This is a genomic window from Rathayibacter sp. AY1C5 (assembly GCF_002931705.1).
Taxonomy (GTDB): domain Bacteria; phylum Actinomycetota; class Actinomycetes; order Actinomycetales; family Microbacteriaceae; genus Rathayibacter.
Genome location: NZ_PSWD01000018.1, coordinates 1 through 25,396, shown reverse-complemented (window position 1 = coordinate 25,396; position 25,396 = coordinate 1). Strand labels below are relative to the sequence as shown.

The following is a 25,396-nucleotide window of genomic DNA, read 5'->3' as shown; positions in this document are numbered from 1 at the left end:
CAGCGGGCTCAGGTCCTCGCCGCGGACCCAGCCGGCGGCCGGGCGGCTCAGCGCGGCACAAGCCCGGTGAGCCGCGCCGTCAGCCGCTCGACGGGACCCGCACCGAGGAACCGCCACCACAGCACGGCGGCCGCGCACAGCCCGAGCACGAGGGCGAGAGCGGCGAGCGGAGTGTCGGCGGAGTAGCCGAGGCCCGCCCGCGCGAGCGCCGCGACGAGAGCCACCTGCAGCACGTAGACCGAGAGCGCGAGCGTGCCGATCGCCCGGAGCGGCACCAGCAGCCGCTGGACCGCGGTGGAGCGCGACGTGGTCAGCAGCACCACCGCCACGTAGGCCAGGAGCACGAGCCCGAGGTCGTGCAGGGTGTCCGGGAGGCTGCCGGAGGGCGACTCCACGCCGAGCAGGAGCGCGACCAGTGGCCGCACCGGGTACGCGACGACCGCGACCGCCACGAGCACCGCGAGCAGCCGGTCGCGTTGCGCGCCGTGCCGCAGCAGCAGGGCTCCGAGGAGGAAGAAGGGGAGCAGGTTGGTCGCGCGGTAGCTCGGCCCGCTGAAGAGCCAGAGGGCGAGCGGAGAGCCGGATGCGGCGGCGGCGACCGCGGCGTTCGCGGGCCCGGCGGCGAGCGCGATCACGGCGGCCAGCGCGGCGATCGTCCGGGAGCGGAGGAGGAGCAGCGGCGTGCCGAGCACGAGCACGACGCCGAGGTACTGCAGCACGATCGCGATCCAGCTGCCCCAGGTCTCGAGCCAGACGCCGAGCGCCACGAGCACCGCGCTGCGGATCGCGTTCCGCAGCAGCACCCGCCCTGGCGAGGCACCGGGCCGCGCGAGCACCAGGGCCGCCGACATCCCCATCACCAGCGCGAACAGCGGCGACGCGAGATCGTTGACGTTCCACGCCAGGAACCCGACGACCCCCGTGCGGGCGCTCGGCACGAGCGGCATCGCGTGCGCGACGAGCATGGCCGCCACCGCCACTCCGCGCAGCACGTCGGGGGCGACCAGTCGGTCGTGCCGGAGTCGCGGAGCCGTCGCAGTCATCCCGCGAGAGTAGGCGCGGCCCCGCCGCCGCGCCCCGCGCGAGCGCACCTCGCGCCACCGGCCGTCCGCCGGGCCGTCGGCCGCGGCGCCGCCCGCCCCGCCGACGTGCGCTGCTGTCCGCTCCGCTCCGCTGGCCGCGGCGCCGCCCGCCCCGCCCGCGGGCGCCGGGCTGTCGGCCGCGGCGCCGCCCGCTCCGCCGACGTGCGCTACTGTCCGCTCCCCTCCGCCGGCCCGGCCTCCGGCCGCCCGCTCCGATCCGTCGCTGACGGCCCGTTCCGTCCTCCCGCACGGGCCGTTCGTGACGGATCGACGCCCGGCGCCCTCCGGCAGGCCCGCGCTCGCTCCGCATGCGGCGCCCAGTCGCGCCCGGCCCGCTCCGATCCGTCGCGGACGGCCCGTCCTGCGCTCCTCCGCGGGCCGTGAGCGACGGATCAGCGCCCACCCGCGCCGCCGGCTCGCGCGGATCCCCGCCGCGATGCCCCGGCCTCGCCCCGGCCTGCTCCGATGCGTCGCGAACGGCTCCTTCCGTCCTCCCGAAGCGACCGTTCGTGACCCCACGGTGCCCGCTCGTCCGTACGCCCGCCCGTGCCGCCGGCTCGCGCGGATCCCCGCCGCGATGCCCCGGCCTCGCCCCGGCCTGCTCCGATGCGTCACGAACGGCTCCTTCCGCCCTCCCGAAGCGACCGTTCGTGACCCTTCGACGCCCGCTCGTCCGCACGCGCGCCCGCGCCGCCGCCTCGCGCGGATCCCCGCCGCGACGTCCCGGTCCCGCCTCGGCCTGCTCCGATGCGTCACGAACGGCTCCTTCCTCCCTCCCGAAGCGACCGTTCGTGACCCCTCGGCGCCCGCCCGCCCGCGAGCGGCCCGCACTCGGCCCGCACCGAGCACGACCGGGCATGCTGGACGGATGACCGACGCCGCCCCGTCCCCCGACCGCCCGCGCCGTGCCCGCAGCCAGCACGTGCTCACCGTGCTGCGGACCGAGCGCCTCACCGGCCACCTGGTCCGCGTGCACCTCGGCGGCGACGGGCTCGACGCGTTCCTCGCCGAGTCCGACCCCGAGCGCCTCGCCGCGACCGACCGCTACGTGAAGCTCCTGCTCCCGCCGCGCGGCTCCGACCTCCAGCCGCCCTTCGACCTCGATGCGCTCCGGGCCAGCGTCGCCCCCGAGCAGCTGCCCGTGCGCCGCACCTACACCGTCCGCTCGGTCGACCCCGAGCGGCGCTCGATCGCCGTCGACTTCGTCGTGCACGGCGATGAAGGGGTGGCGGGGCCGTGGGCGCTCGCCGCGGCTCCCGGCGACCGGATCGCTCTCTCCGCGCCCGGCGGCGCCTGGTCGCCGAGCGCCGACCCCGAGGTCGTGCACCTGCTGCTCGGCGACGACTCCGCTCTGCCGGCGATCGCCTCGGCCCTCGAGGGGATGTCCGCGCACGCCCGCGGCCTGGTCCTGATCGAGGTGGACTCGGCCGCCGACGAGCTCGATCTTCCCGCTCCGGCCGGAGTGGAGGTGCGCTGGCTGCACCGCGGCGGTCTCGAGGCCGGCCGGGCGCTGGTCGCGGCCGTCCGGGCCGAGCCGAGGCCCGAGGGCGTGCTCGAGGTCTTCGCGCACGGCGAGCGCACCGCGATGAAGCAGCTGCGGGCCCTTCTGCAGGACGAGTGGGGCGTGGAGCGCCGGGCGCTCTCGCTCTCGGCCTACTGGGCTCTCGGCCGCGCCGAGGACCGCTTCCAGGCCGAGAAGCGCGAGCCGGTCGGCGCGATCTTCGCCGACTGACGCGGGAGCGCACTCCGTCCGCACACCTCCGGGAAGGGACCAGCCTCGGACCCACCTCTACTCCGGTCCCCACGACCGGACCGTCCGATGGCGGTCCGGCCCTGCGAGCCTCGCGCCCGCCGCCCCCGCCGTTCTGCGGGCTGCTCGACCGACACGATGAGGAGAGCCCCTGTGGGAGTGCTGATCTTCGGCGCCTGGCGGTGCCGGATCGAGTTCGAGGACCGGACGCTCGCGCACGTGCGGATCGCGGTGCGCGCGCGGATGGAGCAGGGACAGCCGTTCCGCTTGACCTGGAGGACGCTGCAGGAGTCGGAGCCGCGCTCGCACGCGATCCTCGTGCAGCCGAACGCGGTGCTGGAGTACCGCTTCGATCATCCCCGTCTGCACGCCGTGAACCGCCTCTGGCTGCGCGAGCTCCTCACCCCCGCGTCCGGGCGCGACATGGTCGTCGCCGCCGAGCCCGAGCAGGCGCCGCTCCTCGGTGACGACCGTCCGTCCCCGGTTCCCGAGGGAGGGCTCGCGGCCTAGTCGGAGCGGAGCCCCTCACTGCCGGGCGAGGCCGACCGGGAGCCCGCCCGCGAGGGCGGCTGCGGATCCGAAGATCAGCGCCCCCACCCCGCCGAGGGCGGTGGCGACGACGGTGTTCAGCACGGCTCCGACGAGCGCGAAGCCCAGCACGTTCGGCAGCGAGAGGATCGCGGCGAGGTGGACCTGATCGCCGACGACCTGCCCGAGGAGCGTGTCGGCCTGGGTGAAGAGGTCCGAGTGCACGAGCAGCGGATGGGCGACCAGGACGGCGACGAGGCCGAGCAGCGCGATCGCGAGGCCGAGCAGGAACGAGAGCTTCACGGCCGACCAGAAGTCGACGTGCACGAGCGCGAGGCGGAGCGGAGCCTGATCGCCGGCCGGCTTCCCGGAGCCGGTCATCGGGCGTCAGCGGCGCGCTGGTCGGCGGCGACGACGTCGGCGACGACGAGGGCTGAGGCGGCGGCGAGGGCGAGGGCGCGGTTCACGAGGGTCTCCTGGGGCGGGACGGGCGCCGGGAGCAGAGGCTCGGCCGCGTTCTGCCAGAGTCCCGGGCCGGAGGAGTCCGGTGCGTCGTCCGGGAGTCGCGTCCGGTGCGCCTCGGGGATGACCGCGCGTCCGCTGCTCCCTCCGACAGCCCGCCACCCGCCGAGGGCCCCGCCTCTCCGGCGTGCGGTCGACGCGGATCGCCGCCTGCCGCTTGCAGGACCTCCCCGGCGCGGTGGATCCTGCCCGGACACGGAGCGCCGCACGACGCCGCGGCCACCGCCCCATCGGGACTCCCGCCGACACGGATGTTGCAGCGCCGCCGCAGCCGGACATGTACCTGTGACTCCGCGAAAGGGGAACCATGAGCATCCGCTCCCGAGACGACTTCTCCGAGCTGTACCGCGCCCACTACGACGACCTGCTCCGCTTCGTCCGCCGCCGCGCTCCCGCCGCGACGGTCGACGACATCGTCGGCGAGACCTTCCTCGCCGCCTGGCGTCGCCGGCAGGACCTGCCGGAGAACGTGCGGCCCTGGCTGTTCGGCACGGCCCGGCACGCGATCCTCAACGCCGCCCGCGGCGAGAACCGCCGGCAGGCGCTGGCCGTGCGGATCGGGACCCTCGCCCCGGAGGAGCAGGCCGACCGGTCGGTCGGCGACCGCCTCGACCTGGCGAGCGCGTGGAAGCGGCTGCCCCTCGCCGAGCAGGAGGCTCTGGCCCTCCACGTGTGGGAGGACCTCCCGCAGGCCGAGGCGGCGCAGGTGCTCGGCTGCTCCCGGGCCGCCTACGCGATGCGGCTCACCCGCGCGAAGCGGCGGCTGGCGGCGCTGCTCGCCCCCCTCGACTCCACGCTCCTCTCCGGCACGGCAGAACGGACCCTCTCATGACCGACCAGCTCCTCGACCTGCTCCGCGCGCACGACGCCGAGCCCCGCACCCCTCTCTCCGCTGCCGAGGCCGCACGTCGGGACGCGCTCCTCGGCGAGATCCTGGTCAGCGAGGACGCGTCCGCTCCCCGTTTCTTCCGCCCCCGCGACTGGGCCGTCGCCGGCGCGGCGACCGTGCTCCTGGCCGCCGCCGCCGCAGCCGCGGTGATCGTCGTGGTCCCGGGTCTCATCCCCGGCACCGGCTCCGTCGGGCTGAACCGCGCGGTGCTCGCCTCCTGGACCGCGATCCCCGAGCGCCTCCTGCCGAGCTCCGAGCTCGGGCAGTCGGCGACGCAGTGGTGCGCGACGAACCTGCAGAGCCCCAACGGCGAGGCCGGGCCGGCGGAGGTCTCGCACCTCGACGCGCGCGGCGACGCCGCCTCGATGATCTACCGCTTCGACGACTCCCTCTACTACTGCCTCAGCGCCGGGAACGGCGCGGGGATGTGGGAGGTGGCGGACGCCGCACCGGTCGGCCCCCTCGCCGCGGACGCCGTCCAGCTCAGCTCGGCCGGAACCTTCGGAGAGGGGGACGCCGCTCTGATCTACGCGGTCGGCTTCGCGGGCGCGGACGTGGAATCGGTGGTGCTGAACGAGGCCGGTGTCGAGCCGGTCGTCGCGACCCTCGAGGGCGGCTCCTGGACCGCCTGGTGGCCCTCGTCCGACGGTCTCGCCGCCGGGCCCGCCGGCACGGTCACGATCACCACCCGGGACGGCTCGAGCCGCGAGGTCCCCGTCGACTCCCTCTACCGCCCGTGAGCGGGCCGCGGCACTCCCGTTCGGACGGGCCGGAGCAGGAGGGGACGGGTGCGCGCGTCCTGTCCACGCGCTTCACCGACGTCCACTACCTCGACGAGGGACCGGAGGACGGCACTCCGCTCGTGCTCGTGCACGGCTTCCCCGACGTCCCCGCCACCTGGGACGGCGTCCTGGAGCTGCTTCCCCCCCCGGGCTCCGGGTGGTGCGCCCCGTCCTGCGCGGGGTCGGGCGGACCCGTGTCGTCGACCCCGGGGCGCGGTCCGGGCAGGTGGCCGCGCTGGCCACCGACCTGCTCGATCTCCTCGAGGCGCTCGACCTCGGGCCTGTCGTGCTCGTCGGCCACGACTGGGGAGCACGGACCGCTCACGCCGTCGCGGCGCTCGCGCCCGAGCGGGTCGGCGCACTGGTCACCCTCGCCACCGCGTACGGACCGTCGAGCGAGCTGAGCGGCGGCGAGGTCCTCGACGCCGCCGCCGCGGCCTGGTACCGCTACTGGCTCTGCACGGCCGCGGGAGCGGAGGCGTTCCGGGGCGACCCGGCGCAGCTCGTCCGCTGGGCCTGGCGGGAGTGGTCGCCTCCGGGCTCCCTCCCGCCGGAGGCCCTGGAGGAGGTCCTCGCGGCGACGGCGACCAGCGGCTTCGCCGACACCGTCGTCGACTACTACCGGCACGGCGCCGGGGAGGCGCCCGGCCGGGCCGTGTACCGCGCCGCGCAGGAGGCCCTCGACGCCTGGCCGCGCCTCGACGCGCCGACGACCTTCCTCCTCGGGACGGCCGACGGCTGCGAGACGCCCGCCCTCGCACGGGCGAACGGCCGGTACTTCTCCGCAGGCCGGGAGCTGATCGAGCTCGACGGCGTCGGCCACTTCGTGCAGCGCGAGGCCCCCGGGGCGGTCGCGGCCGCGATTCTCCGACACCTCCGACCGGTCGTCCCCTCACCCGCGCCTCCCGGGACGCGCTAGAGCGTCTGCGGCCGCGGACGGTCCGTGCCCACCCCGCGGACGCTCCTGCTGGAGGCCGCGAGGAGCGAGGCGACGAGGACGACCGCGGCGCAGCCGAGCAGGGTGCGGTCGAGCCCGACGAGGTCGGCGAGCGGGCCCACGAGCGCCTCCCCGAGCGGCACGGCGAGGAAGGAGCCGACCATGTCGTAGGAGTAGACCCGGGCGAGCGCCTCGCGGGGGACGTGGGTCTGCAGCGACTGGTCCCAGGCGATGGCGAAGATCTCGAGCGCGACTCCGCCGAGGGCGAAGGCGAGGAGGAGGGCGGGGAGCGCCGGGAGGATCCCGAGGGCGGCGACCGGGACGGCCGTCACCGCCATGAGGGCGACGCCCGCCCCGAGCGCCCGGCGGGGCCGCCAGCGCAGCGCGATCACGGCCCCGATCACCAGGCCGACGGTCTGCGCGGCGATCACGAGTCCCCATGCCGCTCGGCCGAAGGACCGGTCGGCGACGACCGGGCCGAGGACCGTGGTCGCGCCGACGAACGCGGCGTTGACGGCGGTGAACTGCGCCACGACGATCCACACCCAGCGCCGGCTCGTGAACTCCCGCCACCCCTCGCGGAGGTCGGCGAGGACGGAGGCGCCCGGGCCCGAGCGGACCGTCCGCGGCAGCCGCACACGGGAGTAGAGGACCGCGGCCAGGGCGAAGCCCGCGGCGTCGACCGCCAGCCCCCACCCGGGACCCACCAGTGCGACGAGCGCGGCCCCGCCCGAGGCGCCGACGATGCTCCCGGCGTTCAGGCCCAGGCGGAGCAGGGCGTTGGCCGGGCGGAGCTCGCCGACCGGCACCGTCTCGGGGACGAGGGCGGCCGCGGCGGGCAGGCTCATCGCCGCGACGGCGCCGTTGAGCACGCTGAGCACGACCAGGGCCGCGACGGTCGCTGTCCCCGTGATCACCGTCACGGCGACCGCGGCCTGAGTGGCCGCCGCCGCGAGCGAGGTGCCGACGAGGATCACGGAGCGGGGGAGCCGGTCGGCGAGGACGCCGCCGAGCAGCAGGACGGCGACGTTGGCGAGGGAGCGCGCGGCGACGACGAGTCCGAGGTCCGTCGGCGAGCCCGTCAGGTCCAGCACGGCGAAGGCCAGGGCGATCGGAGCGACGGCGTTGCCGAGGACCCCGGTCGTGCGGGCGGCGAGGAGCCAGCGGAAGGGGCCGTGCGCGAGAGGACCGTGCGCCAGCGGCCCGCGCCCGTCGCGGGTCACGGCCGGCGGAGCGGGAACATGGCGGTCGTCATCGACACCGGCGAGGTACCGGGCGTCCTCGGCGGCCGGGCCGCCGCGTGCAGCAGCGCGGACGCCTCCCCGACGTGCCGCACCACCCGCCGCCAGACCTCGGGGTCGACCCAGAGCTCCGCGTCCGTCGAGAGCTGAGGACCGTCCGCCCGGCTCGACGAGCGCCGCCGGAGCTCCTCGATCAGGGCCTCGAGGTGCAGGTCCCGCTCCTCCTCCGGCCCGGCGTCCACTGACGCGGTCACGTCGAAGGGCCTTCCGGAGGCCTCGTGCCGGTACCTCTTCGCCTCGCCGCCCCGCAGGCGCACGGTCTCGACGACGGCCACGAGCCCGGCGCGCTCCAGCACGCGGAAGTGGTAGCTCGCCGTCGCCTGCGACAGCTGCAGCTCGCGGGCGGCCTCCGCGGCGCTCATCGCCGCTCCCGTCACCAGGGACAGCAGGCGGAGGCGGATCGGATGCGCGGTGGCGCGCAGCTCGTCGAGAGAGGACATGCGGCCATGATGACCGGCGGCTCCCGCACCGTCAAACAGGGCTTTGGGGGTGGGGCGGCGCTCATCGGGCCGCTCCGGTGCACATCGGGCGGCGCTCGCCGGGCCGCTCTGACGAGCGATCCGGAGGGCCCACCGCTCTCCCCAGCGATCAGGGATCGGGGCCCGGAGTCGTCCTCCGGGCCCCGTCGCTCAGACCTGGGCGGTGCCGCTGTCCTCGACCGGGCCGGACGCGTCCGACTCCTCGGTGATCTCGGTGTCGGTCTCGTCGGCGCGGTCGCGGAGCGCGTCGGCCATCGCGCCGGCGCCCTCGGCTCCGTGGTCGTGCTCGACCTGGTCGATCAGGCCGCCGAGCTTCTCGTCGTTGCTGGCGTCCTCGGCTCCGTCCATCACGGGGCTGTTCTGCTCGTTGTCGCTCATGGCGCTCCTCCTGGGTCGACCGGCCTCTGCGCCGGTGGTCCGACGCTACGCGCGCGGCCCGTGCGGTGCAGGTGATCGACGGGAATCGGCCGGTCCGCTATCGGGGTGCCGAGCGACGTTCCCGGTCATCCCCGAGTCGAGCGGATATCGCTTTCCACCCTCCGGAGAAGTGAGCGGATATCGCCTGTCGAATGAGCCCCTATCGCCTTCCGGCGAGGTGAACAGTTCTCTCAGAGAAGTGCCCCTCGGAGACCCTCCCTGCTATGATCGGGCGACTTCTGCACCAGGGACCGGGGGTCGTTCTCGGCGGACGATCGATCATCCACACGCCTGTTATCTCGATCATCACCAGTGAAGGCGCGTATGGCTTCGTATCTCTTCGTCTGCTCCGGCGGCGGGCATCTCAAGGAGATGTTCGCCCTCTCGGGGCTCCTCGGAGTCGACCCGGAGGAGCAGCACTGGGCGACCGTCGACAGCGCCCTCAGCCGCACCCTCCTCGCCGACCGGCGCGTGACCCACCTCGCCGATCCGCCGCCCCGCGCCGTGGTGCCGGTGCTCCGCAACGCGATGATCGGCCGCTCCCTGCTGGCCCGCGGGTCCTTCGACGCCGTCTTCAGCACCGGCGCCAGCCCCGCCCTCTCCTTCCTGCCGCTCGCGGCCTCGCGCGGCATCCCCGCGCACTACATCGAGAGCGCCGCCCGCGTGCTCGGCCCGTCGATGACCGGTCGGATCCTCGCCCGGGTCCCCGCCGTCTCGACCTACACCCAGTACCGCTCCTGGGCCGACGACCGCTGGAGCTTCGGCGGCTCGATCTTCGACACCTACCGCGTCGAGGACGTCGTCCCGCAGCCGATCCGCCGCGCCGTGGTCTCGGTCGGCACGCAGGACGGCTACCCGTTCCCCCGCTTCTTCGCCGCGCTCGCGCCGCTGCTCGAGGGCGTGGAGGTGCTCTGGCAGACCGGAGCGAACGACGTCTCCGGGCTCGGGATCGACGGCCGCCACTCCGTGCCGCACGACGAGCTCAACGCCGCGATGAAGGCGGCCGACGTCGTCATCGCGCACGGGGGAGTGGGCACCGCGCTCAGCGCCATCGAGCAGGGCCGGGTGCCGATCCTGGTTCCGCGCCGCGCCTCGTTCGGCGAGCACGTCGACGACCACCAGGTGCAGATCGCCACCCGCCTGGCCGACTCCGGCCTCGCGGTCACCGTCGACATCGAGGGCCTCTCCCGCGAGACGCTCGAACTCGCCGCGGCGAGGCGGGTCGTCTCCGCCGATTCCGCCGTGCCCTTCGTGGTGCACGAGACGGCCGAGAAGTCCTCGGGCCTCTCCCGCCGTCTCTTCCCCTCCTCCCGCTGATCCCCGCCCGAGCGACCAGACGTGATGAGAACGACATCCACGCGTCATCCGCGGCCCGTACACTCTCGAATGGGTTGGGGGGCCGGACGCCACTTCATGTGCGTCGAATTCGGAATGGTCGGCCGACTCGACACTGATGGCGAAAGCTCCGAAGGATTCTCGATATGACTGACACCCCGCGCGGCCTCTCGCGCCGCCTCCTGCTCGCCGCCTCCGCTGTCGGAGCCGCCGCGACCGCCTCCGCTCTCGTAGCGACCCCGGCGCTCGCCGCGCCGAACTACAGCGTGATCCCGAAGCTTCCGGGCGAGGTCTCGCGCCTCGACACCGCGTTCTCGAAGAACGGCAGGAAGCCTTACGAGATCATCGATGTGAAGATCGGCGGCGACTCCACCCGCCTCTTCGTCCCGCACTCGGCGAAGCCGAAATCAGGCTCCTCGGTGCCGGTCGCCTGGTTCTACCACGCCAGCGGCAGCGACTACACGTCGCTCTACTTCGCCTACAGGTACTCGGCCGATCCACTCGTCGACCTGGGCTTCGTCAGCATCTGTCCGGACTTCGGCGGTCCGAGCAACTACACCAACCCCACGGCGCTCGCCGTGCAGACGGCCGCCACAGCCTGGGTGCAGAACCTCTGGGACGTCCGCGCGAGCTTCCTCCGCTCGAACTCCGGCGGCGGAGCGATGATGTGCTGGGCCTACGCGAAGAAGATGGTGCCGAACATCTACGGGGCGTACCACGCCAGCAGCGTCTTCGACGTCGAGGACCTCGCGGCGCGCGATACCAGTCCGTCGAACCGCGTTCTCGCCGTGTACGGGGGAGACCGGGCGCTGATGCGCGCGACCAACCCCGCCCGGCTGCCGCAGGACGCGTGGAAGGGCATGCGTCTGCGCGTCAGCGCCGGCACGGCCGACAAGCTCGCTCCCGCCGAGCTCCACGGCGGACGCCTGCGTCGCCTGGCGCTCCCCGTCGCCAGGGAGGCGACGATCGCTTACCACAGCGGCGCCGAATTCGATAATGGTCACGTCGTACCGGAGTTCACCAACAAGGACTCGGTCGCGACCTTCCGCCGCTGGCTTCAGGAGGGCCCCGCCTGATCCGCGGCAGGACCGACGCGACCCCTCCTCCCCGGGGGTCGGCGCCAGGGTCGAGCAGTGGAGGAGGAGGGCACGGCATCGCAGGCGTCCCAGCCGCCGAGAGGCGGCTCGCGAGGGCATCGCGATCCTCATCGAGGCCGACGGGACCACTCCCGTGAGCGCCGCACCGCCCGCCCCCTCCTCCACCACTCCGCTCCGACGCCAGAAGGACTCCCTGACGTGATCGACATCCTCCCGCGACGACTCCTCGTCGGCGCGCTCTTCTCGGTCGCCCTGGTGATCGTCCTCGGGATGGGGTACATCTTCTCGACCCGGGAGCCGGGCACCGGCCTCCTGGTGATCGCCGCCGGAGTCGGCGGCATCGTCGGCGCCTACGTGCTGCTGCGGGTCCCCGCGCACTGGCTGCCGGCGATGGCGCTCGCGTTCTTCGCGCTCGTCCCGACGCCGCTGACCCCCTCGACCCTGACGTTCCGCATGACGCTCTGGGCCGTCATCCTCGTGATCTGGGCGATCCGGCGCGGGCTCGCTCCCGAGCTGTGGCGCGCCCCCGTCAAGGCGTGGACCCGCGAGCTCGTGCTCTCCCCGTGGCGGGCCGTGGTGATCCTCGCGTTCATCGCCCTCATGCTCTGGTCGGCCCTGGCGACGGTGCGCAGCTCCTACGCGACCGAGGGCGTCTCGTGGATGTTCAGCTTCGCGATCTGCGTGGGCGTGCCGATGCTCGTCTTCGACGCCCAGCGCGAGGCCGTGCTGCTGCGCAAGACGTGGGTGATCCTCTCGGGGCTGCTCGCCCTCTACGCCGCCCTCGAGCTGGTCGCGCAGAGCTCCCCGATCCTCGGTGCCGTCTACGGCGCCCTCGGCTACGAGCAGGACCAGCACTGGTCGCTCTACCGCGCCGAGATCACCTTCGGCCACCCGCTGCTCGCCGGCACCTTCCTCACGGTGGGCGCCGGTCTCGCGTTCGGCTCCTGGCTCCAGGGCTCCCGCAAGTCGGACCTGCTGCTGGGCATCCTGGCCTCGGGCGGCGTCGTCGCGACCGTCTCGCGCGGACCGATGGCGGCCATCGCCGTCGCGGTCGTCGTCGCGCTCGTCGCCGTGGGCTTCCTCAACCCGAACCGCTCGCTGCTCCGGCCCGGCTCGATCCTGATCGCCGGGCTCGTCGCGGGTGTCGGAGTCCTGAACTTCGAGCCCGTCACCGCCCGCAACAACAACCTCGACGCCTCCATCTCGGCCGGCGCCCGCGACCTCGCGGTGACCGTGTCGCTGAAGGCGGCCGAGCTCACGCACTGGCTCGGCTCCGGAGCGGCGACGTCCGGCATCAGCGGCAGGCGGTTCTCGGACGTCGTCATCGAGAACTCGTTCCTGCAGCTGCTGATCAGCGTCGGCATCCCCGGCCTGCTGCTCTTCGTGATCATGGTGGCCGCGATGTTCGGCGCCACACTCAGCCGTCGCGACGTCGGTCCTGCGGCGGGCCTGCTCGGCTTCATGGTCTGCCTCGCCGGCTACAACGCCATCGACGCGGTCCGCCCCAGCCACCTGCTCCTGGGATTCCTCGTCATCATCTGCCTCAACCCGGTGCACGTCCCCGACTTCTCGAAGGGCATCCGGATGCGCCAGCCCCTCGGGGCGAGGATCTTCGACGCGCCGATGGCCGTCGGGATGCGGGGCGAGCGATGAGCCGCCTCGCCCGCAGGAACGACTCGTCGCCGGCCGCGCTCGTCGTCCAGCAGTCGCTCGCGCCGCCGGACTCGACCACGCAGTACGTCGACTCGATCGTCGACGGCCTGGCGCCCGGCGTCGAGCTGCTGTTCTTCTCCTGGCGCAGCGCCCTGCTCGCCGACTACGACGTGCTGCACGTGCACTGGCCCGAGCTGATGATCCGCGGCCGCAGCCCGCTGCACCGCTTCCTCCGCCGCCGCGCCCTCGACGTGCTGCTGGTGCGCCTCGCGCTCCAGCGCATCCCGCTCGTGCGGACGGTGCACAACCTGCACCCGCACGAGCTCGGTCCCGCCGCCGAGCGCCGCTCGCTGGCCCGGGTCGACCGCGCGACCGACCTGTTCGTCCGCCTGAACCCGACGACCGTCGCTCCCGGCCGGGCGCCCGCCGTCACCGTGCTGCACGGCCACTACCGCGACCAGTTCGCGCAGCACCCGCTGCCCGAGCGCGAGCACGGCCGCGTCCTCTACTTCGGCATCATCCGCCCGTACAAGGGCGTCGTCGAGCTGATGGACGTGTTCCGCGGCGTGGAGGACGACTCCCTCTCCCTGCACGTGGTCGGCAGCCCCAGCACGGGCCAGCGCGAGCTGGTCGAGGAGCGGGCCGCCCGCGACACCCGGGTGCGCACCACGCTCCGCCGGGTCGACGACGCCGAGATGGTCGACGAGATCGGCCGGGCCGAGCTGATCGTCCTTCCCTACCGCGAGATGCACAACTCCGGCTCGATCCTGGTCGCCCTGTCGCTCGGCCGGCCGATCCTGGTGCCTCGCACGCCCACCAACACGGCCCTGGCCGAGGAGGTCGGCAGCGACTGGGTGATCGAGTACGACGGCGAGCTCACCCCCGAGCTGATCACCGCCGCTCTCGAGCGCACGCGCACCCGGCCGCCGGAGGGGCTCCCCGCCCTCTCCGGTCGGGACTGGGACGTGCTCGGACTCCAGCTCAAGAAGGCCTACGAGGGCGCGATCGCCACCAAGAAGGGCTCGACCCGATGACCGGGACCACGCAGAAGCCGTCACCGAGCCTCAGCCGCTCGGCGAGCCGCGGCGCCGCCGTCACCATCGGCGGGCAGGCGATCCGCATCGCCGTCCAGCTGGGCGGCATCGTCATCCTCGCGCGCCTGCTCTCGCCGGCCGACTACGGCCTGCTCGCGATGGTCACGGCGATCATCGGCATCGGCGAGATCTTCCGCGACTTCGGCCTCTCCTCCGCCGCCATCCAGGCGAAGGAGATCACGCCGGGCCAGAAGAGCAACCTGTTCTGGATGAACTCGGGCATCGGCCTCACCCTCACCCTGGTGGTCATCGCGGCCTCCTGGCCGATCGCCGCCCTCTACGGCGACGACCGGCTCCAGCTGCTGACCGTCGTGCTCTCCTCGACGTTCCTCCTCAACGGAATCTCGACGCAGTTCCGCGCCGACCTCGCCCGTCACCTCCGCTTCGTGAAGATCACCCTGGTCGACATCGTCGCCCAGGTGCTGGGCCTCGTGGTCGGCGTGCTGATGGCGCTCGGCGGCGCCGGCTACTGGGCGCTGGCCGGGAGCCAGATCGTGCAGCCGCTCATCAGCGTGCTGATGCTGGTCTTCATCACGGGCTGGCGTCCCGGCCGCTACCGCCGCGGCGAGGCGATGGGCCACTTCCTCCGCTACGGAGGCGGGGTCTTCGCGACCCAGGCGCTGACCTACGTGAGCAAGAACGTCGACTCCGTCATCATCGGCGCGCGCTTCGGCCCGGTCGACCTCGGCCTCTACAACCGCGCGTTCCAGCTGATGATGCTGCCGCTGCAGCAGTTGAACTCTCCGGTGCAGCGCGTGGCACTGCCCGTGCTGTCCAAGCTGCAGGACGAGCGCGAGCGGTTCCGCACGTTCATCCTCTTCGGCCAGTCGGCGATGCTGACGGCGATGGGCCTCGTGCTCGCCGTCCTCGGCTCCCAGTCCGACTCGGTCATCCGGATCCTGGTGGGGGAGCGCTGGCTCGCCTCGGTCCCGATCTTCCAGATCCTGCTCGTGGCCGGGTTCTTCCAGGCCACGGCGTACTGCTCCAACTGGGTGTTCCTCGCCAAGGGTCTCGTGCGCCAGAGCGTCTGGTACAGCCTGGCGACCCGCCCGCTGATGGTCGTCCTGATCCTGCTCGGCTCCAACTGGGGAGTGACGGGCGTCGCGGTCGCGTACGCCGGCTCGCTCGCCCTCACCTGGCCGACCGCGCTGATCTGGATCGGCCGCACCTCCGATGCCCCCGTCCGCGAGATGTTCACCAACGGCCTCCGCAGCGGCATCACGTTCGGATCGATCACGGTGGGCGCCTACTTCTCCACCGTCTGGATCGCCGCCGACCAGCCCGTCCTCCGCCTCCTCCTGGGCGGCGCCGCCGTCCTGGTCGGGGTCGGGCTCTGGATGCTGATCCTCCCCGCGTTCCGCCGCCAGATCCTCAGCCTCGCCGACCTTCGCCGCCACTTCCGCCGCAGCCGCCCGGCCGCCGCTCCGGCCCCGGCCACGGTCGACGCCATCAGCCCCACCGGCGACAGCGCGCTGGTCGACGGAGCCGTCACGGCCGGCATCCCCGACTCCGAGCGGCCTCCCGCCGCCGTTCCTCCCAGCGAAAGAGATCGATGAAACTCAAGCTCGGCATCGTCAAGTCCTGGAAGAAGGACTTCGTCACGACGACCCGCCTGCCCGCCCGACGCGACGCGGCGGTGCTCCGCGCCGCCCTCGCGGACCTCCGACCCGAGCCCGAGTCTCACCTCGTGATCGCCGCTCCCGGCAGCGGCAACATCGGCGACCAGGCCATGCTGGAGGCGTTCCTCGAGAACACCACCGGCCCCGTCGTGGTCGTCCAGCGCTACGCCGGCGACGTCGTGATCCCCGAGGAGCAGGCCGACCGGGTCGAGGTCGTCGAGCTCCCGCACCTGGTCTACGGAGTGGGCGACGCGCACGCCGCCGATCTCCGCGCCTACGCCGCGCTGATCCGCCGCGCCCGCTCGGTCTCGGTCGTCGGCGCCGACATGATGGACGGCAAGTACAGCCTCCGCGGCTCGGTCCGCCGCTCCCTGCTCGCGCAGGCCGCCGCCGAGGCAGGGGTGCCCACGCGCGTCCTCGGCTTCTCCTGGAACGCGGCGGCCCGCCTCGCCGCCCGCCGCTCCCTGATCGCCGCCTCCCGCGCCGGCGTCGTCCCGATGCTCCGCGACCCGCTCTCGGCGGAGCGCGCCCGGAGCATCGGCGTGCAGCGCGTCGAGGAGGTCACGGACATCGTCTTCTCGGCGCGCACCCGCGACCGCAGCTTCCGCGAGGGGCTGGGACTGCCCGAGGGCGTCCCCTTCGCGCTCGTGAACGCGAGCGCCCTCGTCGCCGGCATGGTCGACCAGGTGCCGGAGTACGAGCGCATCGTCGACCGCCTGCGCGCGGCCGGCGTTCACGTCGTGCTCCTCCCGCACGTCTCCCGCCCCATCGGCGACGACAAGGTGGCCGTCCGCGCGGTCGCCGAGCGCGTGGGAACCGAGGGCGTCACCGTCGTCGACCGCGTGCTCATGCCCGCCGAGATCCGCGGCCTCGCCGAGGACGCCCTGCTGACCGTCACCGGGCGGATGCACCTCGCGATCATGTCGCTCTCGCTCGGCGTCCCCGCGATCACCCTCGCCACCCAGGGCAAGGTCGAGGGCATCATGCGCCTCATCGGCCTGCCGCAGCTGTGCGTCGAGCCGGTCCCCGGCTTCGCCGACCGCGTCCTCCCGGTGATCGACCGCATCCTCGCGGAGCCGGGCGACGGCGGCGTGCGCGCCACCATCGACGCGGCCATGCCCGAGGTGCGCCGCCTCTCGGCGCTCAACACCCGCGGCCTCGGCGCGGAGGTCGTGCGATGAGCGCGGCGCAGGAGAAGGGACCGCGCATGCGGATCATGTTCGTCGTCACGTCGCTGCACGGCGGCGGGGCCGAGTTCGTCGCCCGCACCTGGATGGGCTGGCTCCTCGAGCAGGGCCACTACGTCGACGTGGTCACCACCTCGGTGAAGGGCACGGACGAGTACCTCCCCGAGGGCGCGGTGCTGCACCGCATCGGCGAGGGCAAGGGCCACGTCGGCAAGGCGCGGATGCTCAAGGAGCTGTTCCGCCGCCGCACCCCCGACGTCGCGGTCGCCCTGCAGGGCTACCCGAACATCGTGCTCCTGGCCTCGGCCGAGATGACCGCGAAGGCGGACCGCCCGAAGACCATCGTGAGCGAGCGCAACCTCGTCTCGCTCGGCATCCCGGGCTTCTCGAGGACCCAGAAGGTGCAGCTCGGGCTCGCCAAGACGCTCTACCGCCGCGCCGACCACGTCATCGCGATCTCGCACCCCGTCGCAGGCGAGCTCGTCGCCGGCTTCGGCGTCTCGGGCGAGCGCTGCACCGTCGTGCCGAACCCGGCGACCGCCAAGGTCGACCGCTCCCGCCAGGTCTCGCGCACCCCCGGCACCGCGGCGGGCCTGCAGATCGTGCTGCCCTGCCGCCTCGTCGTCCAGAAGCGCCCCGAGCTCGCGATCCTCGCGGCCGAGGAGCTGGAGCGCCGCGGCATCCCCGCGAAGGTCGTCTCCTTCGGCGGCGGCCCGCTGCTCGGCAGCATGAAGGCGGAGGCGACCGCGCGCGGCGTGGACTTCCAGGACATGGGCTGGGTCGAGGACTGGTTCCACCACTTCGACGAGAACGCCGTCGTGCTGCTCCCGTCGCTGCGCGAGGGCTTCGGCAACGTGCTGGTCGAGGCGGCCGCCGCCGGCGTCCCCTCGGTCGCCGTGTCCGGGGCGCTCGGAGTCGCGGACGCGATCGTCCCCGGCCTGACCGGCGAGCTCGCGCTCACCCCCTCCGCCTCCGACCTCGCCGACGCGCTGATCCGCGCGAGCGAGCTCGAGATCACCGGCATCGACCGCTGGCTCGACCGCTTCTCGCTGGAGTCGAGCGGCCGCGACCTCGAGACGGTGCTCCGCCGGGTCGTGGGGCAGAAGTGACCCTCGTCTCGGTGGTGGTCCCGGCGCACCAGGAGGAGGCGCACCTCGCCTCCGCCCTGGAGCGCCTGCTGCGGCAGACCCACGCCGAGCTCGAGATCCTCGTGGTCGACGACGCCTCGACCGACGGGACCGAGGCGATCGGCCGCGCGTTCGCCGAGGAGCACGAGCGGATCCGCTACCTGCGCCAGGACGAGAACCAGGGCGTCGCCGCCGCTCGCGAGCGCGCCGTCGGCGAGGCCGCCGGCGAGTGGGTCTGGCTGGTCGACGCCGACGACGAGTGGCCGGAGACCGCGGTCGAGGCCATGCTCTCGGCGGGGGAGGCGGGCCGCGCCGACGTGGTGGTCGCCCAGGCGGTCACGGTCGACGCCACCGGATCCACGCCCGTCGGCTCCCTGCGCGGCCCGCTCGCGCTCTCGGGCCGGGGCGCCTTCACCGCGCTCCTGGTCGGGGAGCTGACCGGGCACCTCTGGAACAAGCTGTTCCGCCGCGAGCTGTTCGACGGCATCGAGTTCACGCGGATCCGCCAGCACTCGGACCAGGCGCAGGTCGCGCAGCTGCTCGCCGCGGCCGACGAGGTCGTCGTCGTCCCCGACTCCGTCTACGAGTACCGCCTCCGCTCCGGCTCGATCATCCGCTCGGGCGCGAAGCGCGCCGACTCGCTCGCCGGGCTCGCCGCCGTGATCGAGCGGACGGCCCGCGGGCTCGACCCGCGCATCCTCGACTCGCAGGACTACTCCTACTACCGCGCGCGCTTCTCCCTGCTCTCCCGCTTCAAGGACGCCACCTCGGGCGCACACAGCCCCGAGGAGGCCGACCGGCTCTGGCGGGCCGCGCACGACGAGGCGGGGCTCCGGCACCTGGTCGCGCTCGTGCGCCGGCGCGACCTCAAGCGCTCCGTCCTCTTCGGGCTCGCCGCCGCGGCGCCCGCGCTCTACCGTGCGGCGATGAGCGCCGGGAACGGACGCCGGTGACCGTCGTCTCCATGGTGAGCGGAGAGGCCGGAGTGCGCTTCCCGGCAATCGAGTCCTCGTCACTATTCAGCCGAATGTGCGGCGCGGACGATACACCCTTAGTCTTGATCCTCGGTCGCATTCTGCGACCGAGCCTGCGTCCTTCTCTGAGCCTTGTTCACCTCGGATGGAATTCACGAGCGGTACGACCGGGCACAAGGGGGAGAGAATGAAGCTGCTGAAGCCTGCGGGCGGGGCCCGACGCGAATGGGTGGATTTCGCCAAGGGTGCCGCCATCCTGATGGTCGTGTATTACCACACGTCGTTGTACCTCGGTGACATCGGGGTCGAGAACACTCTCGGCCGCATCAAGGTCGTGTTCGAGCTGTTCCCGATGCCCCTCTTCTTCCTGGTGTCCGGTCTCTTCGGCTCGCGCATCCGCACCTGGAGCTTCGGCGACCTCTGGCGCCGCAGGCTGTACCCGCTGCTCTGGCTCTACGTGGTGTGGTCCGTGATCCGCATGGCCTTCTACCTGGTCGTGCCGCTCGCGAACGGCGGACTCGGCGAACTCCCCGCGACCGACCCGCTCAACCTGCTCCTGCTGTTCTTCTGGCCCAGCAGCAGCTACTGGTTCATCTACGGCCTCGTGCTCTTCACGCTCGGCGCGTGGCTCCTGCGCAAGGTCGACCACCGCGTGCAGGTCGCCCTCGCCGCGGTGATGGGGACGATGTTCACCACGGGTCTCCTCAACACGACCAACGTGGGCTGGAACCGCATCGGCGCCCTGTTCGTCTTCTTCCTGGTGGGCACGCTCTACTCGAAGAGGATCATCGACTTCGTCGAGCAGAAGGGGAGCCGCGCGTTCCTCTACGTCACTCCGGTCTTCGTCGTGCTGAGCGCGGTGCTCTTCCTCTTCCCGATCCGCTGGGTGCCGTTCCTCGCCCTCGCCGGCCAGATGGCCGCCGTCGCGATGGGCATCCTCGTGTCGCGGGCCCTCTCCCGAGTGCGATTCCTGAACTTCTTCACGATCTGCGGCGAGCGCAGCCTGCACATCTACCTGCTGCACCTCTACTTCATCGTGATCGCCATCACGATCCTGCGGGTGATCCTCCCCGAGGACCGCTCCGAGATCGGCGGCTTCGAGGTGCCGCTGCTGCTGGTCGTGATGGTGCTCGCGGTCGTCCTCTCGCTCTTCGTGACCCGCTACCTCTCGAAGGTCAAGTGGATCTACGTCCCCCCGGCCGCCCTCGGCGGCCCCGGCAAGCGGCGCAAGCCCGTGCCCGTCCCTGCGCGCGGCCCCGGAGTCGTCTCCGATCCCGTCGCGGTCCCGGCCGATGAGCCCGGCACCTCCCCCAGTTACGAGAAGAAGAGAGCGGAGTCCCACGAGTGAAGACGACACGAGCACGCAGAGCCGGAGTCCTGGCGGCCGTCGTGGCCGTCGCCCTCGGGCTGGCCGGCTGCTCCTCGCAGCCCGAGCCCGTCCGCACGCCCGACGGCTTCACGACGGAGAAGGCGATCGAGTACCGCTCGGTCGACGGCGTCTCGCTGAAGGCCGACGCCTGCCTCCCCACCGCGGGCGGCACCGACCGCCCCGCGCTGCTGATGCTGCACGGCGGAGGGTTCGTCGACGGCGCCCGCGACGAGGGCGGGATGACCGAGCTCTGCGAGTACTACGCCGAGCGCGGCTTCGTCTCGGTCTCCGTCGACTACCGCCTCCTCCAGGACAGCCGGTACCCCGGCCAGATCGAGGACGCGCAGGCCGCCGTGGAGTGGCTGCGCGAGCCCGCGCAGGTCACGCGCTTCGGCCTCGACCCCGCCCGCATCGGCGTGATGGGCAGCTCCGCCGGAGCGATCATCGGAGCGACCATGGGCACGCTCGGCGAGGGATCCCTCACCGAGGGCTCGCGGGTCAAGACGGTCGTCGCCTTCTCGGCGGTCGCCGACATGACCGAGACCGGGATGTCGCTGGGCACGCCGGTGCCCGAGGCGAAGGAGCAGATCCTCTCCTACCTGGACTGCGACGAGATCGACTCGACGACCTGCCCGCAGAGCATCCCCGCGTCGCCGATCACCTCGGTCGACTCCACGGACGCCCCGCAGATCTGGCTGACCTCCGAGGACGAGCTCGTCCCGGTCGAGCAGGCCGACGCGATGCAGGTCGCCCTGCAGGACGCCGGAGTGGCGTCCGAGGTCGGCGTGGACGGCTCCGGCCACCACGGGCTCCAGAACAACACCCCGAACAACAAGAAGGCGATCCTCGCCTTCCTGCAGGCCCACCTCTGATCCACCGCTCCCGCGCGAAACCTCGCGGCCGGGTCCGCGCAACGCGGACGACACATCACGACGCTACAGTCAGACCCCCTGCACTCCGGTGCAGTCGACGAAAGGGACACCACACACCATGACCTTGAACGGACTGTTCGCCGGCATCGGCCGGAGGTGGGTCTACATCGTCGCCTTCGCTCTGCTCGGCGCCGTGGCGGCCCTGGTACTCAACGCCGTCCTCCTCCCGCAGTACAAGGCGGACGCACGCGTGTACGTCGCGGTCTCCTCGTCCGGAGTCCTCTCGACCGCGGACCGGGTCGCGGCCAACAGCGCCGCCTCCCAGGCCACGGTCACCTCCGTCGCCCTCGGCACCTCGGACACCGTCCTGCAGGGCGTCATCGACGGCCTCGGCATCGACGAGCCCATCGAGGACTTCGCCAAGCGCGTGACCGTCCTCGCCGAGCCGGAGTCCGTGGTCATCACGATCTCGGCCACCGACCCCTCGCCCGAGCAGGCCGCGGTCATCGCGAACGCGGTCGCCGCCCAGCTCGACGCGGCCGTGAAGGGGGCCGACCCGACGACCACCACGAACGGCGTCGCCGTCCCGCAGATCCAGCTCCAGGTGCTCAGCCAGGCGCTCCCGCCGGAGCTGCCGGTCACCGGTGGCATCCTCGTCCTGCTCGCGCTCGGCATCCTCGGCGGCGCCGTGGTCGGCGTGGGAGTGGCGATCGTGATGACCGCCCTCGACCGCCGCCTCCGCAGCGGCGACGACGTCCGCTCCGCGATCGACCGGCCGCTGCTGGGCATCGTCCCGGTCAAGGCCACCAAGCTCGACGAGATGCTGAACTCGACCGAGATCCCGGCCCGCTACTCGGCCGTGGCGTTCGAGCTCTCCGCCATCGCGCGCACCCGCTCGTACTCCTCCTTCGCGATCGCCCCGGCGTCCGAGAAGACCCCGCACACCGCCAGCGCGGTGCTGCTCGCCAAGGCGCTGGCCGTGCTCGGCTCGTCCGTCGTGATCGTGGACGGCACCGCCGAGGGCTCGGCTCTCGCTTCCGCCTCGGGCGGACGCCCGGGCCTGCGCGAGGTGCTCGCCGGAGCCGCCTCGCTCGACGACGCGATCATCAAGCGCTCGACCGACCGCGTCGACCTGCTCCCCGCGGGCGGCGCCCAGGCCGGCACACCGATGCCGACCGACGCCCTCCGCGCGCTGGTCGAGGAGCTCGAGAAGGTCTACGACATCGTCCTGATCGTCACCGGCACCCTCGGCGCGACCGAGCAGTCGCCGACCTTCCGCGGCGTGGCCGACGGAGCCGTCCTCGTCCTGATCGAGGGCAAGGTCGACTCGCCCCAGGCCGCCGCCGACGTGCACTGGATCGAGACCGCCGGCACCCCCGTGGTCGGCGCGGTCGTCCTGGCCCGCCACAAGCTGCAGAAGGCCCCCGCGATCGTCTGATCGCGTCCTCGCGCGCTGCGGAAGAGCGCACCCCGGCCCCGGCCGCGGTGCGCTCTTCCGCGTCCGGGGACTGCGCCGCTTGTCCGGGGCAGGCCCGTGCGGGCTCTGCGAGGCCTGGCCGGTCCGTCCGCCCTCCCAGCCTCTCCAACGCCCGCCGTGGCCGGACCGGACCCTTCTCCGTCCCCCGCGAGCCCGCTCACCCCGCGAGTCCGCACGAGTCGCGGTAGTCGCGCGCGAGCACGCCGACTTCCGCGGACTCGAGAGGAGGCGGCGTCCCCGTCCTAGGCCAGCGGGCTCTCCGGGGCGGGCCCGTGCGGGCTCTCCAGGGCATGGCCGGCCCCTCCGGACCTCCTCCGGCCTCTCCAGCGCCCGCCGTGGCCGGACCAGGTGCCTCACCGGCTCCCGGGAGCCCGCTGACACCGCGAGGCCGCAGAAGTCGCGGTACCCGCGCGCGACTCCGCCCACTTCTGCGTGCTGGAGAGGCGCGGGCGCGTCAGCCGGGCTCTGATCGCGTCACCGTCCGACCGGCCCACTCCTGCGGCCCCGGAGACGCCGAGCGCCCGCCCGCGCCCTCGCGAGTCCGCGGTGGTCGCGGTCGTCGCGCGCGACTCCGCCGGCTCCCGCGTGGTCGGCGGGAGGCGGGCAGACGCAGAACCGCCGCCGTCGAGGGGACGACGGCGGCGGTTCTGCGCGCGGGGAGCGGATCAGGTCACGGCGTGCAGGCCACGTTCCCGATCAGGTCCTTCCCGGAGTTGGAGCAGCTCAGCGTGTTGCCGCTGGTGGACCAGTTGGACGGCTGGTGGAGGTAGACCACCGCGTTGCTGGTCTTCAGCGCGAGGTTGCCGCTGATGGTGTTGTCGTTGCCCGAGCCGTCGGCGCGGGTGATCACCTGGTAGCCGTAGGTGGTGGTGCCCGCGGCGGAGTTGCCCGCGGCCAGCCAGCTGTTGCCCGAGACCAGGATCAGCGAGACGACGTCCGAGGCGAGCCGCGATCCGCCGAGGACCGTGTTCCCGATGATGTCGCCGTCGAGGGTGCCCTCCTTGGCCTCGATCGGCTCGGCGCCGGTGTCGCTGATCGCGTTGTCCACGACCGCGATGCGGGCCGTGCGGTCAGGGTTGCAGCTGTTGTACTCGCACCAGTTGCGGTCGGAGGTGCCGACGTAGACGCCCTCGCCGTACTTGGCGGAGACGAGGCCGGTGCGGCGGATGGTGCTGCCGACGATCAGGGAGTCGGTGGTCTGGCTGCGGAAGTGGACCGCCTCGTAGCCGATCTCGCTCACCGTCAGGCCGGCCATCTGGACGCCCTTGCTGGCGAGCACCTGGATGCCCTGGAAGGAGCTGCGGACCGAGAAGCCCACGAGGTGCACGTCGCTCACCGTGTTCAGGATGAGCGCGGTGCCGCTCGAGGTGGATCCGGAGGTGAGGACCGCGTTGGGCGAGCCGCAGATCCAGATCGAGCCGGGCTGGGCGGCGGTGCCGCGGAGGGCGAACTTGCCGGTGTAGACGCCGTCGGCCAGGCGGATGACGTCGCCGGAGGAGGGGTTGGTCAGGGCCGTGACGAGCTGCGCCGAGGTCGACACCGTCTTGGTGGCGGCGGGGCAGTCGAAGGCCGCGAGCAGCGAGGCGCGGGAGGCGAGGATGTCGGCCGAGGTGGTGGCCGACTCCTTCAGCCGCGAGTCGCGGCCGGCGTCGTCGGTCGCCGTGACGGTGTACGTGTAGGCGCGTCCCGCCTCGGCGGTCTCGTCGCGGTACTGGCGCACCGGGTCGGCGACGGTGCCGACGACCGTGTCGCCGGAGCCGTCCTCGTTCGAGCGGTGCACGTCGTACGAGACGACCCGCGAGCTGAAGGGCGCGTCCCAGGCGACGGTGTAGCCGTCGGTCAGGGGGGAGAGCTCCACGGCGTCGGTCGCGAGGCCGTCCTCGGCGAGGACGAACGCGTCGATGATCAGGTTCTTGTCGGTCGACTTGGAGTTCTTCGTCCCCGTGTAGGAGATGGTCACGGTGTGCGTGCCCTCGGCGAGGTCGGTCGTCTCGTAGACCGGCACCTGGTACTGCGCGGTCGAGCTGTAGCGGTCGACCTTGGTGACGGGTCCGCCGTCGACCGAGACCGCGGCGATGCCGGAGGAGGAGGTCTTCCGGCTGATCCAGCGCCACGACGTGCCGACGAAGGTGAACTTCACCGATCCGGCGGAGGTCAGGTACTTCATCCCGCCGCCGCTGTCGCCGCCCGCCATCGATCTCCACGAGCCGGTGTACTGCAGCGCGGGGTCGGTCTCCTGCACGAGGAGGCTGGTCGCTCCGGAAGGATCGAGCACGGGGCCGTCGTCCTCGCCGCCGCCGGTCTCGTCGGTCGGTTCCTCGGTGGCGGGAGTCGCGCGGGTGATGTCGAACGCGTCGATGACCAGGTTCTTGTCGCTCGCGGAGCTGTTGGCCGTGCCGCTCCAGGCGATCTTGACCGTGTGGACGGTGTCGGCGAGGTCCTTCTTCGTGAACACCGGGACCTGGTACGCCGTGGTCTTCGTGTACCGGTCGACCGAGGTGCTCGCGCCGTCGACCGTGACGGTGGCGATGCCGGCGGAGGCGGTGGTGCGGCTGACCCAGCTGAAGCCGGTGCCGCGGAAGCTGAACGAGACGGAGCCGGTGCTGTTGAGGAACTTGATCCCGCCGCCGCTGTCGCCGCCCGTCATCGTGCGCCACGAGCCGCTGTAGGTCAGCGAGGAGTTCGTCTCCTGGATCCGCGTGCTCTGCCCGGCGCCCGGGTCGAGAGTGGCCGCGGAGGCGGCGGGCGCCGTGAGGGGGGCGACCAGGATGCCGAGAGCGGCGATCAGAGCGGTGGTGAGGGAGAGGCGTGCGCGTCGTCGGCGAGGGCGGGTCGGGTCTGGCGTGGTCTGAGGATTCACGATCGGCTCCGGGTCTTCGAGGGGGCGTCGGGGGCGGTTCGAGGG

Annotated in this window: 22 protein-coding genes; 16 read left to right on the top strand and 6 right to left on the bottom strand. The window is 73.0% G+C overall.

All coding sequences use genetic code 11. The features are described 5' to 3' along the window. Positions 1–47: 47 nt before the first annotated feature. Positions 48–1,043, bottom strand: a complete 996-nt coding sequence (locus C5C57_RS12670) for a DUF418 domain-containing protein (RefSeq protein WP_104247659.1) — start codon at positions 1,041–1,043, stop codon at positions 48–50. A gap of 907 nt (positions 1,044–1,950) precedes the next feature. Here C5C57_RS12670 and C5C57_RS12665 point away from each other — a divergent pair. Both C5C57_RS12665 and C5C57_RS12660 read left to right on the top strand, forming a co-directional pair. Beyond that, a complete protein-coding gene (locus C5C57_RS12665; RefSeq protein WP_104297685.1) occupies positions 1,951–2,814 on the top strand; it encodes a siderophore-interacting protein in 864 nt (287 codons plus the stop codon). 171 nt (positions 2,815–2,985) lie between these two features. Continuing rightward, on the top strand, positions 2,986–3,342 hold the full coding sequence (locus tag C5C57_RS12660; protein ID WP_104297684.1) for a hypothetical protein: 357 nt from the start codon (positions 2,986–2,988) through the stop codon (positions 3,340–3,342). A gap of 15 nt (positions 3,343–3,357) precedes the next feature. Here C5C57_RS12660 and C5C57_RS12655 read toward each other — a convergent pair whose 3' ends face one another. Further along, positions 3,358–3,741, bottom strand: coding sequence for a DUF3566 domain-containing protein (locus C5C57_RS12655; protein WP_104273268.1), 384 nt, complete (start codon positions 3,739–3,741; stop codon positions 3,358–3,360). Positions 3,742–4,189: 448 nt separating this feature from the next. On the opposite strand from C5C57_RS12655, the gene C5C57_RS12650 reads away from it, so the two are divergent. The 3 genes from C5C57_RS12650 (at position 4,190) to C5C57_RS12645 (ending at position 6,472) form a co-directional block, all read left to right on the top strand. After that, a complete protein-coding gene (locus C5C57_RS12650) occupies positions 4,190–4,714 on the top strand; it encodes an RNA polymerase sigma factor (RefSeq protein ID WP_104297683.1) in 525 nt (174 codons plus the stop codon). Beyond that, entirely contained in the window at positions 4,711–5,511 is an 801-nt protein-coding gene (locus C5C57_RS18160; protein ID WP_181069203.1) for a hypothetical protein, read from the top strand. Before C5C57_RS12650 ends, C5C57_RS18160 begins: the two co-directional genes overlap by 4 nt. A 157-nt stretch (positions 5,512–5,668) precedes the next feature. Next, entirely contained in the window at positions 5,669–6,472 is an 804-nt protein-coding gene (locus C5C57_RS12645; protein ID WP_258072021.1) for an alpha/beta fold hydrolase, read from the top strand. On the opposite strand, the gene C5C57_RS12640 is transcribed toward C5C57_RS12645, so the two are convergent. The 3 genes from C5C57_RS12640 to C5C57_RS12630 all read right to left on the bottom strand — a co-directional run bounded on the left by C5C57_RS12640 (position 6,469) and on the right by C5C57_RS12630 (position 8,648). After that, positions 6,469–7,713, bottom strand: a complete 1,245-nt coding sequence (locus C5C57_RS12640) for an MFS transporter (RefSeq protein ID WP_258065665.1) — start codon at positions 7,711–7,713, stop codon at positions 6,469–6,471. The genes C5C57_RS12645 and C5C57_RS12640 overlap by 4 nt on opposite strands. Then, on the bottom strand, positions 7,710–8,231 hold the full coding sequence (locus C5C57_RS12635) for a helix-turn-helix domain-containing protein (protein WP_104260669.1): 522 nt from the start codon (positions 8,229–8,231) through the stop codon (positions 7,710–7,712). The genes C5C57_RS12640 and C5C57_RS12635 overlap by 4 nt, the downstream gene beginning before the upstream one ends. A gap of 189 nt (positions 8,232–8,420) precedes the next feature. Next, positions 8,421–8,648, bottom strand: coding sequence for a hypothetical protein (locus tag C5C57_RS12630; protein ID WP_104222474.1), 228 nt, complete (start codon positions 8,646–8,648; stop codon positions 8,421–8,423). 363 nt (positions 8,649–9,011) lie between these two features. Here C5C57_RS12630 and C5C57_RS12625 point away from each other — a divergent pair, with 363 nt between their 5' ends. The 11 genes from C5C57_RS12625 to C5C57_RS12575 all read left to right on the top strand — a co-directional run bounded on the left by C5C57_RS12625 (position 9,012) and on the right by C5C57_RS12575 (position 22,452). Then, entirely contained in the window at positions 9,012–10,004 is a 993-nt protein-coding gene (locus C5C57_RS12625) for a glycosyltransferase (protein WP_104260670.1), read from the top strand. Between the two features lie 164 nt (positions 10,005–10,168). Continuing rightward, positions 10,169–11,098, top strand: coding sequence for a S9 family peptidase (locus C5C57_RS12620; RefSeq protein WP_104260671.1), 930 nt, complete (start codon positions 10,169–10,171; stop codon positions 11,096–11,098). 219 nt (positions 11,099–11,317) lie between these two features. After that, on the top strand, positions 11,318–12,772 hold the full coding sequence (locus C5C57_RS12615; RefSeq protein WP_104260672.1) for an O-antigen ligase: 1,455 nt from the start codon (positions 11,318–11,320) through the stop codon (positions 12,770–12,772). Next, positions 12,769–13,806 carry a glycosyltransferase gene (locus tag C5C57_RS12610; protein WP_104226616.1) on the top strand — a complete coding sequence of 346 codons (1,038 nt, stop codon included), beginning with the start codon at positions 12,769–12,771 and terminating at the stop codon, positions 13,804–13,806. The genes C5C57_RS12615 and C5C57_RS12610 overlap by 4 nt, the downstream gene beginning before the upstream one ends. Next, positions 13,803–15,422, top strand: a complete 1,620-nt coding sequence (locus tag C5C57_RS12605; protein WP_104297681.1) for a lipopolysaccharide biosynthesis protein — start codon at positions 13,803–13,805, stop codon at positions 15,420–15,422. The genes C5C57_RS12610 and C5C57_RS12605 overlap by 4 nt, the downstream gene beginning before the upstream one ends. Then, positions 15,419–16,666 carry a polysaccharide pyruvyl transferase family protein gene (locus C5C57_RS12600; RefSeq protein ID WP_104297680.1) on the top strand — a complete coding sequence of 416 codons (1,248 nt, stop codon included), beginning with the start codon at positions 15,419–15,421 and terminating at the stop codon, positions 16,664–16,666. Before C5C57_RS12605 ends, C5C57_RS12600 begins: the two co-directional genes overlap by 4 nt. Positions 16,667–16,692: 26 nt before the next feature. After that, positions 16,693–17,781 (top strand): glycosyltransferase, encoded by a 1,089-nt coding sequence (locus C5C57_RS12595; protein WP_181069199.1) that lies wholly within the window; start codon positions 16,693–16,695, stop codon positions 17,779–17,781. After that, a complete protein-coding gene (locus C5C57_RS12590; protein WP_104297679.1) occupies positions 17,778–18,752 on the top strand; it encodes a glycosyltransferase family 2 protein in 975 nt (324 codons plus the stop codon). The genes C5C57_RS12595 and C5C57_RS12590 overlap by 4 nt, the downstream gene beginning before the upstream one ends. Before the next feature lie 208 nt (positions 18,753–18,960). Further along, on the top strand, positions 18,961–20,121 hold the full coding sequence (locus C5C57_RS12585; RefSeq protein ID WP_181027202.1) for an acyltransferase family protein: 1,161 nt from the start codon (positions 18,961–18,963) through the stop codon (positions 20,119–20,121). Beyond that, entirely contained in the window at positions 20,118–21,014 is an 897-nt protein-coding gene (locus C5C57_RS12580) for an alpha/beta hydrolase (RefSeq protein WP_104247646.1), read from the top strand. The genes C5C57_RS12585 and C5C57_RS12580 overlap by 4 nt, the downstream gene beginning before the upstream one ends. Before the next feature lie 118 nt (positions 21,015–21,132). Beyond that, on the top strand, positions 21,133–22,452 hold the full coding sequence (locus C5C57_RS12575) for a Wzz/FepE/Etk N-terminal domain-containing protein (RefSeq protein ID WP_104255871.1): 1,320 nt from the start codon (positions 21,133–21,135) through the stop codon (positions 22,450–22,452). Between the two features lie 709 nt (positions 22,453–23,161). On the opposite strand, the gene C5C57_RS12570 is transcribed toward C5C57_RS12575, so the two are convergent. Continuing rightward, positions 23,162–25,396 (bottom strand): hypothetical protein (locus tag C5C57_RS12570; protein ID WP_219827756.1); only part of this gene is annotated, 2,235 nt, incomplete at its 5' end.